Annotated in this window: 15 protein-coding genes and 1 pseudogene; 3 read left to right on the top strand and 13 right to left on the bottom strand. The window is 70.8% G+C overall.

The features are described from left to right. The 8 genes and pseudogenes from KBI5_RS08805 to KBI5_RS08775 all read right to left on the bottom strand — a co-directional run. Positions 1 to 264 (bottom strand): annotated as a pseudogene (locus tag KBI5_RS08805) (ROK family protein); the annotation flags it as partial. Then, the gene (locus KBI5_RS08800; RefSeq protein WP_085014957.1) at positions 261 to 461 is read right to left on the bottom strand and encodes a hypothetical protein; all 201 of its coding nucleotides are present in this window, start codon (positions 459 to 461) and stop codon (positions 261 to 263) included. The pseudogene KBI5_RS08805 and the gene KBI5_RS08800, both read right to left, overlap by 4 nt. A 145-nt stretch (positions 462 to 606) precedes the next feature. After that, complete coding sequence (locus tag KBI5_RS26250) at positions 607 to 783, bottom strand: hypothetical protein (RefSeq protein WP_157902473.1); 177 nt, start codon at positions 781 to 783, stop codon at positions 607 to 609. After that, positions 780 to 1622: a PHP domain-containing protein gene (locus KBI5_RS08795; RefSeq protein WP_085014956.1), complete on the bottom strand. Its 843-nt coding sequence runs from the start codon at positions 1620 to 1622 to the stop codon at positions 780 to 782. Before KBI5_RS08795 ends, KBI5_RS26250 begins: the two co-directional genes overlap by 4 nt. After that, positions 1619 to 1954, bottom strand: a complete 336-nt coding sequence (locus KBI5_RS08790; RefSeq protein WP_085014955.1) for a hypothetical protein — start codon at positions 1952 to 1954, stop codon at positions 1619 to 1621. The genes KBI5_RS08795 and KBI5_RS08790 overlap by 4 nt, the downstream gene beginning before the upstream one ends. Then, positions 1951 to 2625, bottom strand: coding sequence for a hypothetical protein (locus tag KBI5_RS08785; protein ID WP_085014954.1), 675 nt, complete (start codon positions 2623 to 2625; stop codon positions 1951 to 1953). The genes KBI5_RS08790 and KBI5_RS08785 overlap by 4 nt, the downstream gene beginning before the upstream one ends. A 20-nt stretch (positions 2626 to 2645) precedes the next feature. Continuing rightward, positions 2646 to 3419, bottom strand: coding sequence for an SAM-dependent methyltransferase (locus KBI5_RS08780; RefSeq protein WP_085014961.1), 774 nt, complete (start codon positions 3417 to 3419; stop codon positions 2646 to 2648). 70 nt (positions 3420 to 3489) lie between these two features. Beyond that, a complete protein-coding gene (locus KBI5_RS08775; protein ID WP_133056983.1) occupies positions 3490 to 4077 on the bottom strand; it encodes a hypothetical protein in 588 nt (195 codons plus the stop codon). 247 nt (positions 4078 to 4324) lie between these two features. Here KBI5_RS08775 and KBI5_RS08770 point away from each other — a divergent pair, with 247 nt between their 5' ends. From KBI5_RS08770 to fxlM, 3 genes are read left to right on the top strand one after another with little or no spacing between them, the layout of a single operon-like run. Next, a complete protein-coding gene (locus tag KBI5_RS08770; protein ID WP_241882757.1) occupies positions 4325 to 5119 on the top strand; it encodes an aminotransferase class IV family protein in 795 nt (264 codons plus the stop codon). Between the two features lie 11 nt (positions 5120 to 5130). Next, on the top strand, positions 5131 to 6114 hold the full coding sequence (locus KBI5_RS08765; RefSeq protein ID WP_085014952.1) for an SUMF1/EgtB/PvdO family nonheme iron enzyme: 984 nt from the start codon (positions 5131 to 5133) through the stop codon (positions 6112 to 6114). 17 nt (positions 6115 to 6131) lie between these two features. Then, positions 6132 to 7379, top strand: coding sequence for a methyltransferase, FxLD system (gene fxlM, locus KBI5_RS08760; protein WP_133056982.1), 1248 nt, complete (start codon positions 6132 to 6134; stop codon positions 7377 to 7379). Between the two features lie 21 nt (positions 7380 to 7400). On the opposite strand, the gene KBI5_RS08755 is transcribed toward fxlM, so the two are convergent. The 5 genes from KBI5_RS08755 to KBI5_RS28365 all read right to left on the bottom strand — a co-directional run bounded on the left by KBI5_RS08755 (position 7401) and on the right by KBI5_RS28365 (position 17043). Next, positions 7401 to 8672 (bottom strand): lanthionine synthetase C family protein, encoded by a 1272-nt coding sequence (locus KBI5_RS08755; RefSeq protein WP_198537600.1) that lies wholly within the window; start codon positions 8670 to 8672, stop codon positions 7401 to 7403. Next, on the bottom strand, positions 8669 to 11632 hold the full coding sequence (locus KBI5_RS08750; RefSeq protein WP_085014950.1) for a lantibiotic dehydratase: 2964 nt from the start codon (positions 11630 to 11632) through the stop codon (positions 8669 to 8671). Before KBI5_RS08750 ends, KBI5_RS08755 begins: the two co-directional genes overlap by 4 nt. A 581-nt stretch (positions 11633 to 12213) precedes the next feature. Then, the gene (cyaB, locus tag KBI5_RS08745; protein WP_085014949.1) at positions 12214 to 12828 is read right to left on the bottom strand and encodes a class IV adenylate cyclase; all 615 of its coding nucleotides are present in this window, start codon (positions 12826 to 12828) and stop codon (positions 12214 to 12216) included. A 212-nt stretch (positions 12829 to 13040) separates the two neighbouring features. Beyond that, positions 13041 to 13616, bottom strand: a complete 576-nt coding sequence (locus tag KBI5_RS08740; protein ID WP_085014948.1) for a hypothetical protein — start codon at positions 13614 to 13616, stop codon at positions 13041 to 13043. 133 nt (positions 13617 to 13749) lie between these two features. After that, positions 13750 to 17043 carry a hypothetical protein gene (locus KBI5_RS28365; protein ID WP_085014947.1) on the bottom strand — a complete coding sequence of 1098 codons (3294 nt, stop codon included), beginning with the start codon at positions 17041 to 17043 and terminating at the stop codon, positions 13750 to 13752. Positions 17044 to 17105 lie beyond the last annotated feature (62 nt).

The following is a 17105-nucleotide window of genomic DNA, read 5'->3' as shown; positions in this document are numbered from 1 at the left end:
GTGGATGCCGGTGTATCCCTGGATGGCCCCGGCCCGCACGACTGTCCCGTCGGCGTCGATCGCGCCGGGGGTGGCGATCGCGACCTGCTCGACGTCGGCCGCGCCGGTCAGCGCCGTGAGGATCCGTTCCTGCACCGCGTGAAAGGTCGGGGACGGGGGAAGCCGCAGCGTGGGCAGCGCGGTGACGATCCGGCTGGGCGGGCCGGTGTCCACGATCGCCTGTTTGATCGCCGAGGCGCCGATATCGACCGCGTACACCCTCATCGCAGCACCAGCACCCAGACACAGGCGACGAGCGTCCAGAGGATCACCGTATTCTTCGCGCCCGCGATCAGTGCGATCCGGATCTCGCGGTGGTAGCCCTCCCGTCGGGCCTGGCGGATCAGGTCCGCGTACCACGCATAGACCAGCCCCATCGCCACACACACCGCGACCACAAGCCCCGCCCCGGTGGGCGTCATCCCGGTTCCTCCTCTCGGTCCCGGTAGAGGTGGCCGGCCCGCGAGCCGCCCCCGACCCTGCGTGTCGGTGTCCGCCATCACTCCCCCCTTTCTCTGGCGTGAGGCCGCTCTGCCCGCAGGGGCAACAGGCGGAGCGGCCGTCCCACTACCGCAAGACGATCATGGGCAGGAGGAGGGCGGCGCCCAGGCCAGCCGCGACGCAGACCAGCCCCCAGCCCGCCCGACCCGCTTCCTCCACGTCCGCGCGCACGGCCGGGTCCATCACCTCCCACCGCTCGCCGTCGTCCAGGTCGACAACCCGCCATCTCCACCGGGCGTTCATCCGCGGATCGGTGTGCTGCCGCTGGCGTGGGCGAGGAGCCGCGTGTACACCTGCGGTGTCGTTGTGTCGGACCCGATCCGCGAGGTATCGGGCCCGTGGAAGCCGCTCGACCCGATCGGCAGCAAGGTCAGCTCGTCGGCGAGGTAGCGGAGCCGCCGCCGGGCGTCCTCGTCGTGGTCGGGATGGTCGACCTCGATGCCGACGAGCCCCCGCGCGGCCAGGTCCGCCACGAACTCCACGGACAGCGGGGCGCCGTCCGGCGCGCACGGGTGCGCGAGCACCCCGACGCCCCCGGCGCCACGGACCACGGTCAGGGCCTCGGTGACCTCGGGCCGCCACAGCGGGGCGTGAAACGGGCCCCCGAGCCAGTCCCGGCCGAACGCATCGTCGACTGAGCTCACGATGCCCGCGGCGACCATCGCCGCCGCGAGATGCCGTCCGCTGACCGGCGCGCCGCCCGCCACCTGCGCCACCTGCGGCCACTCGATCGGATGACCCTCGGCGCGCAGCAGACCGACGGTCCGTCGCGCCCGCAGCTCCCGGCTGTCCCGGATACGGCCGAGCAGGTCCGCGAGCGCCCGGTCCTCCCGCATGGTCAGGTAGGCGAGCAGGTGCACCTCCCGGGCGCGTCCTGCGACCTGCGCGCGGCAGGAGATCTCCACCCCGGGCACCAACGTCATCCCCGCGGGCAGCGCCGCCGCCGCGGCCTCGATCCCGCCGGTCGTGTCATGGTCGGTGATGGCGAGGACCCGCAGCCCGGCCGCGGCGGCGTGGGCCACGAGTTCCTGCGGCATCAACGCGCCGTCCGACGCCGTCGTATGCGTATGAAGATCAATCATTTTTCCGGGCCCCCGGTACCGGTATTCGGGTCCACGCGCACGCGCAGGAACGTGCCCGTCACGGTCGCGGTCGCACTGGTCCCGTCGTGGCTCTCGATCCGCATGCGCGTACCGGGCCGGACCTTGTCCGCCGTGGACACCCACAACAACCCCCCGTCCTCGATGTTGTGGAGGTCGTCCCAGACGGCCCGGGCCGGTCGGCGGCGGGCCGCCGCGACGACGGCACGGACCAGCTCCGCCGGGTGCTTCACGGCCCCGGCCACCGCCGCGCGTACCTCGATCCGGTTGTAGCCCGCGCGGCGCTGCCCCACCGGCCCACCGTCGCTGTTCACGGCAGCCGCCGGGCCCGCATGCAGACCATCGGCGTGCGTAACGTCAACGCGCCGTGCACATCGACGGCCCGGTGGCAGGCAGCCCGGTAGCGGCGCGCCGCACGCTCGTCGAGAGAGGACCGCACAGCGGCGAACGGAGCCGGCGCCACGGGTGTCGCCGTGCGCAGGTACGCCTCGACGCCCCGGTGGTCGAGGCGCTCCGTCATGTGGATCACCTCGGCGCCCTCGGACTGCAGGCCCGCCCGGCCGGTGTCCATCACGGCGTGCATGGCCTCCCAGCCGTGACGGGTCTGCACCTCCACCGCCTCGCTGAGCGCCCGCGCCACCCGCCCCACCTCCTCGCTGCTGAGACCAGGCAGATCACAGCCGTGATGACGCAGATGCCCCAGCTCGACGCGGAACACGATCCGCCCGCCCGCAGCGAGCACCCGACGCGCCTCGTCCACCAGCAGCGCGGGATCCGCGGGGTGGATCCCATAGCCGGCGACCATGTCCACCGCGCCATCGGCCACGGGCAACCCCACCCGCAGGTCCGCCACCACCCGACCCGCCCCACCACCGTCTGACTCGGCCTCGCCGAGCGACGGCACCACCGCCACGACCTGCGCGGCCCGCCCTGTCGAGGCGAGGACACCCGACAGCAGCGGCACGCCTCCCGCCGGCAGCAGCATCAGGATCCGAGGTGTGCGGATCATGGTTTGGCGGCGACCGCGCCGTAGGCGCTGACCTGCGCGTCGGGCACGGCTGCAAGACCGAGATCGTCCGGGTGCCAGCGCTGCACCGGCACCAGCCCGGGTCCGACCAGTTCCAACCCGTCGAAGAACCTCATGATCTCCGAGCGCGACCGGGGGTGGATGGCGACGCCGCGCTGCCGGTACACCTCCGCCGCCCGCTCCACCTCGGGATTCAGATCGCCCGCCGCATGGCTGATCGTGAGGTGACTCCCCGACGGCAGCCGCTCGACCAGCCGCCGCACAATGCCATACGGGTCATCCTCGTCTCCCACGAAGTGCAGGATCGCGATCAGAGAGAGCGCGACCRGCCGGGTGAGATCCAACGTGTCGACGAGCTCCGGCGCGCTCAGGATCCGCTCGACGTCGCGCAGGTCCGCGTCCAGGTAGGCGGTGCGGCCCTGCGGGCTGCTCGTGAGCAGCGCGYGGGCATGGGCCAGCACGATCGGATCGTTGTCCAGATAGACGATGCGGGCGTCCGGGAGGGCGGCCTGGACGACCTCGTGCAGGTTCGGCGACGTCGGGATACCCGTGCCAGCATCGAAGAACTGCCGCACCCCGCACTGTGCGACCAGCCGCGCCGCCCGGTGCAGAAACGCCCGGTTCTGCCGGGCCGCCGCCGGCAGATGCGGAAACGCCGCCACCGCCGCCTCGACCGCCTCCCGATCCGCGGGGAAATTGTCCTTACCACCCAGCAGGAGGTCGTACATCCGCGCCGCATGCGGCCGATCCATCTGCAAATCCACCGGCGACACCTGCGCGGCAGGAGGCGACGCCCATCCCTGCTCCGTCACCGCCGGCCCCTCACCGCAGAACCGGAAGATGACGCGCGGCCTGCACGTCGTCCGTGAAGGACCGTGGGACCGCCGTTGGTATCAGCCCGTCGGGGGCGACCTCCCGCGGCCCGTCGCCGTCGTCGGCCATCAGCGTGTACCGCGGGCCGAGCGCCGCGACCAGCATCGGCGCCAGCGCCGTCAACGTCGCGGTCACCTCCTCCCCGTACACGGCCATCAGCGCCGCGGCCTGCGCGTCGGTGAGCAGCTCGAACACCGTCACGATCGCCTCGTCCGCGACGATCTCCCGGTGCGCGAACAGCTCGCCGCGACGCTGGAACACCACCCGCCGCTCCTCCTGCCGCTGCGGAGCCAACGCCTCGGGGGTCAGACGCACCTCGTGGGCGGCCAGCGCCATCTCCACATCCAGTGCGTGCAGAGCAGCCCGGTAGTCACGCTGCACCCGCAGCAACATCCGAATCTGCTCATCGGTCAGACCGACCCGATCGGCCTCGTCGAGCAGCCGACCGATCAGATCGGACGGCGCCACGCTCCGCGGCGCCAGATCCAGAAGTCCACCCCGATGCGGAGCGACCTCGAAGAAGGGAGGCATGAACAAGTTCCGATCATCTTGAGGWGTGTCACGGGAGCGCGTCCCCCAGCACCACGCCGTGGCGGACCAGGCGGGTGCAGAGCCGGCGGCTGATGCCAGTCGACGGGACCGTCGAACTCACATGGGGTGACAGCGACAGCACGATCGTCGCGTGGCTCTGCCAGGGGGTACAGGGCCGAGCACTGACCTTCCCCTGCCCTTTCACTGCACTTGGCGCCCGGTTGATGCCGAGAGTGTCAGCGTCCAGTCACACGTGCTGGCAGACTCCAAGGTCATGGAGCTCGACGGTCAGCCCGCCTCGCCCGACGCGGTCCAGGCACTGGGCCTCACCAACTACGGTCATTTCACCTCGATGCGCGTCGAGGAGGGGCGGGTACGCGGTCTGTCCCTGCACCTGGATCGGCTCGTCCGGGACTGCCGCACACTCTTCGCTGCAGACTTGGATCCAGACCGGGTGCGGGCCCTGGTTGCCGATGCTGTTCGGGGCCGCTCGGGAGCCTTCATCGTTCGGGTCACCGTTTTTGATCCCGGCCTCGACCTTGGTCATCCCGGCGCGCCGTTGATGCCGCGTATCGGGATCACGTTCCGTCCCGCCGCGCCGGCGACRCTTCCACCGCTGCGACTCGGCAGCCGGCAGTACCGCCGCGATCTTCCCGCTGTCAAGCACGTGGGGTTGTTCGGCCCGCTGCGTGAGCGCCGGGCTGCTCAACTAGCCGGCTACGACGATGCGCTGCTGGTTAGCAAGGAACAGGTTCTCGAAGGGCCGACGTGGAATGTCGGTCTGTACGACGGACAAAGTGTCGTCTGGCCGGATGGCGAGGTACTTCCGGGCGTCACTATGACCCTCCTGCAGCAACGCCAACCCTACAAAACTGTGCCAGTGTCCGTCGATGCACTCGGTGAATTTCAGGCCGCGTTCGCAACCAATGCCTCGATCGGCGTCCGGCCGATCCACGCTATCGACAAAGTCGAATTTCAGGTGGAGCACCCGATCTACGAGGTGCTACGCGCCGCATACGCGGCGGTGCAACTGGATTCACTGGGGTAACTCAGGCTGCCATGACCACCATTATCCGTTGGACCGGGCGCGAGGTCCGCGCACTTCGCGAAGCCAGGCGCATGAGTATTACTGCTTTCGCGCATCACCTTGGAGTCGCCGAACGCACGGTCTCCAAATGGGAGGCGGGTCGCGAGGCCATCACCCCGCGCCCGGTAAACCAGGAGGCGTTGGACACGGTCTTGCGGYGCTCCCCTCCCGAGGTGCGAGACCGATTCGTCACTCTCATCGGCGTGGTCATCAGCAGCGCCCCCAGCGCTCATGACCATGCCCCTGTTGGCGAGGTCGACACCAGCCAGACACGCCACCCTGTGGACGGCAAGCTCATGATCCACGTTGGTGAGGGCGAGTTCATGTCCGGGGCCGCCGGCGAGAAGCTGTGGATTCCCTCCTATTGGATGGATGCGCATCCAGTAACGAACGCTGACTACGCACGCTTCATCAGCTCCTCGGGATACCGACCGCCCAGGCACTGGCCGTCGGGCGAATGCCCGCCGGATCTTGCCCGCCACCCGGTGGTCTGGGTCACCTGGCACGACGCGGTGGCCTACGCCGACTGGGCCGGAAAGAAACTGCCCACGGATCGCCAGTGGGAGAAGTGCGCCCGCGGCCCATACGGCACGAGATATCCATGGGGAAACTCCGAGACGACTGCGAAAGGGAATTTCCGCGAGTCCGGCATCGGCTCCACGACGCCGGTGGACCGCTACCACAGCGGTGTGAGCCACTATGGCGCATACGACATGTGCGGCAACATCTGGGAATGGCTCGCCACCGAATCCGAGCCGGGACGTCGCGGCCTCAAAGGCAGCGCTTTCACCAGTCCTTTTCGGCGAGCAGAGCCCTCACGCTTCAATGACGCATCTACTGGCATGCTCGACGACGACACCGGATTTCGGTGCGCCAGTATGGACATTCCCGCACCGACAGACGCGGTAGCCCTTCGCTCGGGTAGTGATCCATCGAGCCACACGGTCGGAGACTGACGGACTACATTGGAGTGGTGACCTTGAAGGCGGAGACCGCGGCGGCAGGCAGGCTGAGAGATGCCATGGTCGATGGCCTGCGGCCGTGGGGCTTGGCGCTCAGCGGCCGAGTGGACGCGGCGATGCGGGCCGTGCCGCGGCACCTGTTCGTGCCCGAGGTGTCGTTGGAGCGCGCCTATGGGCCGGATCCGGTGGTGACCCACCGTGATGGCGATGGGGTTCCGGTCAGTTCAGCGTCCGCTCCGGGAACGGTCGCAGGCATGTTGGAGAAGCTCGATGTCCGTCCAGGACATCGGGTTCTGGAGATCGGCGCTGGAACCGGATACAACGCTGCCTTGCTTGCCCATCTCGTGGGTCCAACAGGCTCGGTGACGACTATCGAGTATGACGAAGCCGTGGCGTCCGCCGCGCGCTCGGCTTTGCACGGTCTGGGTGCGGCTGTGACGGTCGTGCACGGGGACGGCATGGCCGGTGCGCCTGGACGGCCGGTTTTCGACCGGATTGTGGTCACTGCGGGCGCCTGGGATGTGCCACGGGCCTGGTGGGAGCAGCTGGCCGAGGACGGACGTCTGGTGGTGCCGATGCGGATCCTCGGGCTTACCCGGACGGTCGCCTTCGAGCGTGACGGGGCTGTGCTGCGAAGCCGCTCGGTCCTGGAGGACGGTTTCATGCCGATGCGCGGCATCGGCGCCGTGCGCGAGCAGAACATTGCGGTCGGTGCCGGTCCGGACCTGGTGGTCCGGCTCGATGATGACCGGCCGGTGGACGCGGCGGCGCTGCACGGCGCGTTGAATCATCCTGTGGCGGTGTCCTGGACTGGGGTCGCGGTCCCCTGGGGCTGGGCGGAGCATCTCGATTTCTGGCTGGCCACGCTGGCCGGCTTCTGCCGGCTCCTGGTGTCCCGGGGCGCGGTGGAGGCCGGCCGGCTGATGGCGCCGAAAGGGCCGTGGGGAAGTATGGGCGTTGTCGAGGGTGGGACACTGGCCTATCTCACGACCCGGCCGGCTCCTGGCAGTGACGTGAAGATGCCCAACCTCGAGATCGGTGCCTGCGGCTACGGCCCTCAGGGTGCCGATCTGGCGGCCCGCCTCGCCGAGCGGATCGGTGACTGGGACCGTGATGGCGGGCAGGGTGTTCGGCTGTGGATCGAGGCGCATCTGGCAGGCACCGAGCGTCCGGAAGCGCCGGGGCTGCTGCTGGCGGTCGACAAGCGTGACAGCCGGGTTCTCGTCCGACTGGCCGAGCGGGCACCCGCCCAGGTCTGATCGCGCCCTGTCGGTGCGGTGTCAGGACAGGAGCAGCAGGGCGTCCCAGGTCGTCGCCAGGCCCGGAGGAACCGGGAACGCGGCGTGCTCGGCAAGAGCGAGCGCCGTTCCCGCGGCGCCGGTGAGGAAACCAGGCCGATCGGTGGTCGCGTTCCTGGCGACGTGCGCGAAGCCGAAGCGGTGCACAGGATCAAATGCCTGAGTGACTGCCGTGGCGGCCTGCGTGGCGACATCCGTGTGCCGCATGGCGCTGGCGGCACGGAGGACGCCGGCGTGTCCGTGGCAGAGCGTCGGCCCTTCGACGTCCCAGCGGCCCGGCCGTTGCGCGAAGAGGCACAGCGCGTCGCGGGCGGCGTCCTCGACTGCGGGTTGTCCGGCAGCCAGGCCAGCGAGCATGAGGGCGCGGCTGATGCCGGGGGTGCCGTAGCACCAGGCGTCGGTGCGCCCGGTCGGCGGCGCGGCGTGGCCGGCGTCGAGGTCGTCGCCGGTGATGTGTGGAGGCCAGGTTCGGGTGTGTTCGTCGCGCCAGCGCAGCTGCCAGTCGGCGGCGTCGGTGATGGCGTCGTGCTGGCCCGGGACGGTGCATCCGGCCAGGTGCGCGGTGGCGAGGAGCGCGAGCGGGCCCGCGATCCCGTGGGCCATGCCGGTGGTCGCCGCGCCCGAGGGGTGCACGGTCACCGCGTCGGGGAGGCGATCCGCGGGCAGCCACCAGCCGGGGCGGCTACCGATCCGACTATTGATCATTATGGTGAGGGTGGTCAGCGCGGCTAGCAGCCCGTGTTCGGCGGCGGCGTGTCCCGAGTGGTGGGCGGCGAGCAGGACTCTGCCGGTTCCGGTGAGGCCGGTGATGACGTCGTAGACGTGCCACGGCGTGCCCATCTCCCCGCGGGTGAGGGCGGCACGGTGCTCGTCGGCGTGGGTGACAGCCTGCGCAGACAGCCAGCGGACAGCTCGGGCCGTGCTCGTCGCGTGGCTGGCCGGGTCGGGAAGGTAGGGCACGCCGATGATCAGTGAGGCTGCCAGGCCCGCGCTGGCGTGGAACACGCCCGTGCGGTGGACGCCTCGCGGAGTCCAGCGGGCCGCCTGGGTCCAGTGGCTCGCCGCAGCAGCCGCGAAGTCAGGGTGGACAGCTGCCAGCCGGGCGTAGAGCAGCGCCGTTCCGGGCAGGCCGTCGGCGAAACTGGCCGCCGCGTCGGCCGGGAGGGCCGCGGTGACGGTCTCAGGGCGTAGCAGTCGCTCGGCGACGGCGAGGCACTGCCGAGCGGCGTCGTCCGTCAGGCCGTCGCTGGTCACCGTGACGCTGTCTCGCGGGCGAGCAGGCCAATGGCGAGCACTCTGGCGATCCGTTCGGACGCTGTGTCCCCGAGAAGCCGGTTGGCATGCATGTGGATCACTGACGAGGCGCAGTCCGCCCGCCGCTCGGCGGGCAGCCGGTCGTGATAGGCGCGCAGCGCATCGAGGTATCCCTCCCAGACGGGCTCGGACAGGGGACGGGCGGTCGTGCCTTCGCAGGCCGCGTCGCGCACGAGGCGACGCAGACCGGCGAGGCGGCGGTGGGCGGGTCGGTCGAGGCGGGGGCGGCCCAGCGCGGTGCGATCATCGCCGGCGAGCGTGCGGGTCACGGTTGCCGCGGTCAGCGCGGCCACGGCGAGCCGCTGGTCCGGCTCGCGGGTCGCGCTCAGCGTGGCGAGGACCAGGTCGCTGTCGGCCGTGAAGACGTCTTCTGCTGCCTTGATCGCAGGCGGGCCGCCGTAGCGTTCGATCTCCTGGTCGTACGGTTCGACGCTCCACCCGCTGGTGAGAGCGTCGGCCACCAGCTGGGCGCCCCATTGGGAGAGTGCGGGCAGGAGTTCCCCGCCGAGTATGGCCGGGGCGCCGTGGAAGCGGATCCGCAGGTGTGGTCCGAGGGCCTGGGTGCGGTAGCGCAGCCAGAACCATCGGTCGAACATCGCGCGTAGGCCCGGGAGGAGCCTGGCGAGGTCGGCGAGGATCTCGTCGTGTTGGGCCGCGGGCGCGCCGATCGCGAGCGACAGCCACGGCCCGCCCGGCAGATACCGCCCGACGCCCACTGGCCGGGGCAGCACGGTCACCGGACGAGCAGGGGCGGGCCGGGACACGGTTGCGGCGAGCGGGATGACGAGTTCGAGCAGATGGCGCCCGGACCGACCGGTGACGACGTCCTGGATGGTGCGGTCTCCGCCGGGCTGCTCGGTCACGGCCCGCAGGCCGCGACGCACATAGCGGCGCAGCAGCTCCACGTCCCGCGGATCGTCAAGGTCGAGCGGGAGCCGTCGTTCGTCATCGTCGGTGACGACGACGGTGGGCGGCGGCGGGATCGTGGACGTCCGCCATACTCGCAGCTGTGCCGGCCAGGCCGCGGTGCTGCGGGCGGCGTCCGTCAGCCGCGTGGGCAGGCGCCAGCGAGCGGGCGCGAGAATCGTCGACCGATACCGCACCCGCGGCTGGAAAGCCGTCTCCCGCAACGACCCCCAGGAGAACAGACGCCACGGCCGACAGCCGGAGCGGCCCAGCAGCGCCAGCAGCCGGGCCTCCGCCGGCAGGTAACGCGGCCCGATCCGAGAGTTCAGCACCGGCACAACCGGACACCGTCGACCCCGGGACCACAGCGTGAGACGGTGAGCGTCGGCCACGAGCAGCAGGTCATCAAGCCGCAGATCACCCGGCCGGACGGGGACCCCGACAGGGATACGAAGTGGGGCGACACCGGTCGGCGGGGCGATCGTCGACAGCACCGGAATCCGGGGCCGAACCACCACCTCAGCGACGACCGCACCCTCCGGCGGGTCGGCGACACGCGGCGGGCCGGCGTCGAGCAGCGAGGTGAACCGGCCGGCGCTCGAGCCGGCGTCCTGCGTACCACCGACATAGAGCGCCAGGTGCAGCCGGCCAGCGGCCAGATCCTCCTCCGAGGCGGCGAGCACACGGGCATACGCCTCCGCTCCGGGCGGCGGCAGGTCGGTGCCGGGAACCGCGAGCGCGGCCACGGTGGCATCGTCCAGGACGGCTTCGGTCTGGCCGTGGGCGGTCGCGTCGCCGAGCAGAGCGGCGAGGATCGAGAGACGCTCCGGAGATGCCTCCCCGGGCTCGATGCCGGTCTCGATGCCGTCGTCCCCCAACCCGACGACCGGATCGACGACATCAACGAGCGGAACAGATCGGCTGTGGCCCCACCGGTCGACGAAACGGGCATGGTAGGCGGCGAGCGTGGGCTTGGTGGCGCTCATCGTCCACAGCACGCCGACGGCCTCGGCGGCGTCGGCCAGCAGCGCCCGGGGCAGGGTCAGAGAGGCGTCGGCGGCGACGTCGACGCACAGCGGGTTGTCCTGGCCGCAGATGCGGGCGGACATCTCCCGCGCGGCGGTGAGGGCCGCCCGCCGGGGCGCTGTCCCCAGGGGAAGCAGGTCAGCGGCACGCAGGCGGGACTGGAGATCTTCCAGCGGCCCGCGGACATCGCAGCCGTCGGGCAGGCGGGACAGTAGGTGTGTGAGGGGATCGTCGCCCAGGTCGACGGGCAGCAGGTCTGTCAGCAGGAACCCCTGACGGATCATCTCGATGACCATGCCGCGCAGCGTCGACTCCGGCACCCCCGACCAGCGGTCGCCCATGGCGGCGAGCAGGGCGTTGTACCGGGCCCCCTGCTCGCATGACCGCAGGATCAGAGCACTTGCTTCGGTCGCGCGGATGGACATCAGCTGCGGCGCCCCCGCGCCGAGTGGCTGCCGCTCGTGCTCGAACCGCTGACCCCGGCGGCGGATCAGATTGTTCGTCGTGAACATGAGCCGCTCGACCACCCCGGGAACGTCCAGGAGACTCGGGGCGAGGGCGGTCAGCGACACCGGACTCGGGGCACTGCGGGGACGGTGATCGTCGCCGAGGGCCAGTGTGCAGCCACGCTCGACAACGGCCACCGTCTGAACGCCGGCGAACACCGCTCGCGGGGTCGGGCGCAGCCGCGCCCGACGGTCAAAAGCACGAACGGTCGCCGCCCGACCCCCGACACCGGACGCGCCACGACCAAGGACAGAGGGGACGGCCTCGCGGGAGGTAAGCGCGATCCCCTCGATCACGATCGGGTCCAGGAAGCGGCCCTCGACCTCACCGCCCCGTGCCGGAAGCAGCGGAATACGCGCCAGCACCACGGCGCCTGGCAGGGGCGCGAACAGCCGGGAGTGCACCTGCGGACCCGCTACTCGCAGTCGTTGCAGGTGGCCGAGCAGCCTACGCTCGGGCACGTCGCCGAGCAGCCGTCATCCGTGCAGTCCGTCGTCGTGTTCGACCCAGAAACCTCGGGAACCGGCACCGCCCGGACACCAAGGTCAAACAGGTCCGCGGTGAGGCGGTCAAGAACCGCCGCGTCCTCCGGCACAGGAACTCCTCACGGTAGGCCGTCGCAGCAACGGCGAGGCTCGATCCAATCCGTGACGTCGCAGCCCAGGTGGTCAGGCTGTGACGGCATCACTCCAACTGTGACAGCCGGACGTCACATCTGGCAGTCAATTCGACACTTGCCGCGACTCGGACTTGGGTGGCGGTCACGAAGGCGCTCGCCTCGACGCACCCAGCCCCGCATCCCGGACAGCATGCCTGCGTTGGAGCTGCCCGAGCAGCAGGGTGGCGGGGGGCCACGTCGCGCAGCCGGACAGCGGCGAGAGAGGGATCATGTGCACCGACATCGCTGTGTCCGTGTTCGCCGGGACGCCCCTTCAGTGGCGTGGGGCAGGGCCGGATCAGCGGCAGGCTGGCCAGCGGCAAGCCCTGCCCGGGGCGGGTCGCCGCGCCGCCGGTCGCCCGGCGCGTCTTCCACGTCAGGGCATCACGTTCGGCCGATCGACGACGGGGTGGCCATGTCGGCGGTGTCGGCTCCCGTCCGGCTGAGCGGCACGCGGGCCGCGTCGATCTGCGCAGCGCGGACCAGGGAGTCGTAGGTCTCCGCTGTGCGCACGGCCTCGATACCCACCGACGCGACGACGGCGGCCAGCTCCTCCTGGACCACGGTGGCCTGGGTGTCGTCGGGCACCATCCGCTCCAGTTCGAGAAAGGCGCCCACGCCGTCGACCACGTCCAGACACAGCACGATCTCGCCGTACCGGCCGGTGCGACGGGTCTTCGCCACCCGCACCGTGGCCTGATAGCCCATCCGCAGGATCGCCCGGTGCATCTGCTCGCGATCGACGACCTCGGTCTCATGCTCCAGGCAGTCCTGGGCGTTCACGCCCGGCTGCTTCAACGCGAACCAGTGACGGCCATCCACCGTCCGTAGCCGCAGGAAAGAAACCCCGATCTTGCTGTCACCGAAGGACCAGCCGACCGGCGCGAACGCCTGATCATCCTGGAAGGTTGGCGCGGACAGCGTCACACCACGAGCGCGAAGTACCGACACAACCTCCTCGATACCGGGCATCGCGAACTTCACTTCCACCTCGTGCATACGCGTCCCTCCGACAAGATCGATTGTTTGACGTTCTGTTACTGATCGTGACAGACGCCGGGATCGCCATCGTCACGAATGCCCGCATGTAACGCATCGACGTGGACCCGAGCGAGCACGAAAGGTAGCTGGGCAGGCAGAGCCGTTGTTCTTACACTCCCGCGCAGATATCGATGGCGTGATGGAGCGGTCGTGGGTTGTCGCTCTTCGCGTCATGCTCCGTACCGGCGGTGCCATGGGTCCTTCGGAGTGCCTGGTACTCGCCCGAGCTGACGGACGGCGTTGTCCACAGYGTCGGCCCAGGCGAGGAGGAGTTCGGGGCCGTGGCGCTTGATGAGCCGTGCGAGGATTGTGTCGACGATCAGATCCAGCAGGTAGTGCTGTGGGTGGTCGAAGGTGGCCGTCATGGTGTCGTGGGCGTTGAGGTCGAGTTCGCTGCCGGGTGCGTCGGGGTTGAACTCGTCTTCACCTACGTGCCACAGCTCCAGGAGAAGCGCGCCGACCTGGGGGTCGGGCAGGTGGGTCACTGTTTCGCAGAGCAGGCCGGTCAGGTAGTCGTCGGCGTCCCACAGCAGGGCCAGGAGGTTGGCGGTGGTCTCCTGGCCGACGCCGTGTAGGGCCGGATCGGCTATTGCCCGTTCCAGAATCTTTTCCTCGCGTTCGAGGGCGCCGGGCTCGCGCCTGAGGTTGTACAGCCGTGGTATGGCGATGGGGGCGAGTGAGCTGAGCTGCAGGTAGCTGTATACGTCTGCCGCTCCGGAATGTTTGGACGCAAGCATCTTACCCATGCTGTACCCTTGCGGCAGGGCAGCCCCGGTCATCTCGAGATTGCGGATAGTCCGCAGAAAGTCTGCTCTTGAAGTCTGGGTGAGATGGTCCAGGGCGGGCGTCACGCGTCTCCTGGCACGGAAGCGTCCGTCGTCATCGGGTGCCAGTCCTTGCTCGGGGTTCATGTCCCGGTTCCTCCACTTTCTGTGTAGGCGTCGTGTGGTCTGTCTGGCCGTACTGAATTGTTGTTTCGCGCAGGAGGGTGCGGTAGAGGGTTTCGAGGTCGCGGTCGGTGTCTCCGTCCCAGTAGGGTTCGGCTTTTTCGGCGCGGAGGTAGGCGCGGTATTCGGCTTTGAGGGCGTCGGGGTCTCCGTTGGCGGCGTGGGCGCGCAGGCGCAGCGCGAACAGTTCGGTGTGGGCGGGGAGGATTTCGAGGCCGCGCAGCGTGGTGGTGAGGGCGGCGGTGGTGTCGCCGAGGGTGAGGTGGTGTTCGGTGAGGAGGATGACGGCGTTGATGGGGGTGGTGGTGAGGAGGGATCCCATCTGGGCGTCGAGCCAGGGGTAGCCGGCGGGGATACCGCGGATGAGGTCGACGGCGCCCTGGAGGGTGGGGATGGCGATCTCGGGGTGGTGGCGGTGTGTTTCGGCGTGGTGGATGCGGGCGTGGAGGAGGTCGAGGTCGCTGGTGACGTGGGGGGAAAGGGTGAGGGAGCCGCGTTCGAAGCGGGGGAGCCAGTGTTCGGCGTCGTCGCCGGCGAGGGTGGTGAGCAGGCGGCGGACGCGGCTGAGCGCGTTGGCGATGGTCTTGGGGGTGGCGCCGCGGGGCCAGAGGGCGGCTTCGAGGTCGGTGCGGGTGGCGTGGCGGTGGGTGACGAGCCAGGCGAGGACTTCGTGGGTGCGGTCGCGGGTGGTGGCGGGGTCGGCGTGGGTGCCGTCCTGGGCGATGGCGTCGACGGGGCCGAGGAGGCGGACCATGACCTGCCAGGCCGGTTCGGTGAACGCGTGGGGGTGCGGTTCGACGGGTGGGGGTGGGAGTTCGGGGAGAGGTGCGGCGGCGTCGGTCCAAAGTTCGGCGAGGGTGTCGTGGGCGTCCTCGGGGATGGCGGTGAGGGCGAAGCTCAGACCGAGGGGCTGAAGGAGCCAGGTGTCGGTGCCGTCCGCGCTCGGGGCGGGGCGCAGGGTCCAGCGGGTTGGGATGTCGGCGTCGGCGGGGAGCAGGACGCCGAGTCCGCGTTGGCCGTCGGCGGCGAGGGCGGCAAGGTCTTGCAGCGCGTCGTGGGCGGGTGTGGTGGCGGGGGTGGCGGCGAGGGCGATGAGGGGGTCGAATTCCTCGCCAGGTTCGTGGACGCGGGCGGTGAGGGTGGTGGGGTAGCCGGCGGTGTCGAGGGCGTGGCGTAGGAGGTCGATGTCGTGGTGGGAGGCGGAGAGCAGGGCGTCGGCGGTGATGTGGGGGGTGACGCGTTCGGGGTCGGTGAGGGCGGCGGGGTCGAGGCCGAGAGTGTGGATGCGGGTGAGGTCGGCCCAGGGACTGGTGATGAGGGTCGCGAGGATCGCGCGGGCGGCGTCGTGAAGGTCGGTGGGGTTGCCGGCGATGGCGAGGCTGCCGAGAGCTTCGAGGTCGGCGAGGACGTCGGCGCCGTCGAAGGTGGTGCCGAGTTGGACGAGCGCCGGGCAGGGCGGGGGAAGCGCGGGCGGCGGCGGGGGGAGGGGTGCGTCGGCGGGCAGGGTCCAGATCTGGGGGTCGGGGCCGGGCTCCCACGGGGCTGGCAGGGTGTGGCTGCTGTGGGGGTGGAGGTAGACCTCGACGGTGTCGTCGGGGTGAACGAGCAGGATCTGCGGGGCGGGTCCGGCCTGCTGGTGTTGGTGGGTGGCGGCGAGGTGGCGTAGGGCGGCGTCGACGCGGTCGAGGAGGTCGGGGTTGTCGGCGTCGAGGAGCGCGGTGTGCAGGGCGGCCTGGTCGGGCGGAGTGGGGGCGAGGGTGTGGCGGGGGGTGGTGTGGTTGTCGCGCCAGCGGCGCCGGGCGGTCCAGGAGCCGACGATGGTGGTGGCGAGTAGGCCGCCGGCGGCGAGCCAGGCCAGGCTGTCGATGGTCTGCTGGTGCGGTGACGGGGACGATGCCGGCGGGCGGGGTGAGGTCGGCGGTGGGGTGGTGCCTGGGCTGACGGTCGGGGCGCACTGCCCGGCGTCGGCCCGTGGTGCGGGCGAGGCCGAGGAGGCGAACGCGGTCGGCAGCGCGCGCAGCGAGGTGATTCCGGGGGATGGGGCAGTGTCCGGGCTGATGGCCGGGGGCACGGTCGGGGTGGACGCGGCCGCGGACGGCATGGCTGGTGCAGGGCGGGCCGGGGACGGTGCGGGCGTGGTGGAGGACGGCGCGGGGGTCGTGGGGACAGGCGGCTGTCTGGGGCCGGTTGCGACGGTGGGGTCGGCGGGGGGATGTACCGGGGGAAGGTGCAGCCGCATGCCTGGATTGATCACGTCCGGGGCGGTCAGGCGGTGGCCGGCCGGGTCGGTGGCGCCGTGGTTGGCGGTGAAGACGGTGGTGACGGCGGCGGGTGTGTCGTCGGCGGGCAGGGTGGGGTAGACGCTGCCGACGATGGACCAGAGGTTTTCCCCGGGGAGTACCTCGTGGTCTGCGGTGACCGGCTGGATCTCCTGGCCGGTAGCTGGCTGGAGGGGTTGGCGGTCGGCGACGAGGGTGATCGGGTTGTCGGCTGCCGGCACGGTGGGGATGTGGAGGATGGTGCCGGGGGTGAGCGCGACGAATCCGGCGGGCAGGGGTGTGCCGTCGGGTTGGAGGACGCCGACGCTGGCGTCGCGGATCGTCTGCCACAGGTCGGGATCGCCGTAGCGCTGGGCGGCGAGGGTCCGCAGGGTGTCGTAGCGCTCGGTGCGATGGATGTCGTAGGCGCCGGCGCGGTGCGCGGCTGCGGCGGCTGACGGATCCTGCGCACCGCCTGCGGAGGGGATCGGGACGGCGGGGGTGTCGGCGGCGATGGTGGCCACGGCGGCGGGGAGTGGTGCGGTGGTGGCGCGGCTGGCGATGAGGGTGAGCAGCAGCGACAAGCTGGTGATCCAGGTGCTGGCAAGGCGCTGGATGATCCCGGGGAGCAGGCTTGTGTGCGCGGCGGCGGCGCCGCGGTGCAGTTGGGCGATGATCTCGCGGGCGAGGGCGGTGGCGAGGACGGTCCACAGCAGCCAGGCGGTGACGGCGAGGCTGTTGGGTAGCACGTCGGGGTGCAGGTAGCCGCGGCGGGCGAGGGTGATCCACCGTCCGGGCTGCCAGGTGTGGGGCAGCGGGTCGGGGCGCCAGTCGTGCAGCAGGAGCGGGACGGCGGCGAACAGCAGCAGGCCGACGACGGCGATCCCGGCACGCAGGGCCGCGGCGCCGGTGGACTGTCGGGTGGAGGCGGGCGGGGCGCCGTGGTGGCGGGTGCGTCGGGTGGTCATCGGCGTGCCTCGCGGTCGGGGGCAGGGCGGCGGTCGCAGCAGGGATGCGGAAACCGGTTGGG

This window comes from Frankia sp. KB5, from assembly GCF_002099325.1.
Lineage (GTDB): Bacteria > Actinomycetota > Actinomycetes > Frankiales > Frankiaceae > Frankia > Frankia casuarinae.
The sequence above is the reverse complement of the archived record's forward strand: the minus strand, read 5'-3'. Positions and strand labels throughout refer to the sequence as shown.

What these genes read in the sequence shown, in the direction of transcription:
- cyaB (WP_085014949.1), bottom strand. Translation starts at nt 12,828, where the DNA reads ATGCACGAGGTGGAAGTGAAGTTCGCGATGCCCGGTATCGAGGAGGTT.
- KBI5_RS28365 (WP_085014947.1), bottom strand. Translation starts at nt 17,043, where the DNA reads ATGACCACCCGACGCACCCGCCACCACGGCGCCCCGCCCGCCTCCACC.
- KBI5_RS08785 (WP_085014954.1), bottom strand. Translation starts at nt 2,625, where the DNA reads ATGCTGCTGCCGGCGGGAGGCGTGCCGCTGCTGTCGGGTGTCCTCGCC.
- KBI5_RS08795 (WP_085014956.1), bottom strand. Translation starts at nt 1,622, where the DNA reads ATGATTGATCTTCATACGCATACGACGGCGTCGGACGGCGCGTTGATG.
- KBI5_RS08800 (WP_085014957.1), bottom strand. Translation starts at nt 461, where the DNA reads ATGACGCCCACCGGGGCGGGGCTTGTGGTCGCGGTGTGTGTGGCGATG.
- KBI5_RS26250 (WP_157902473.1), bottom strand. Translation starts at nt 783, where the DNA reads ATGAACGCCCGGTGGAGATGGCGGGTTGTCGACCTGGACGACGGCGAG.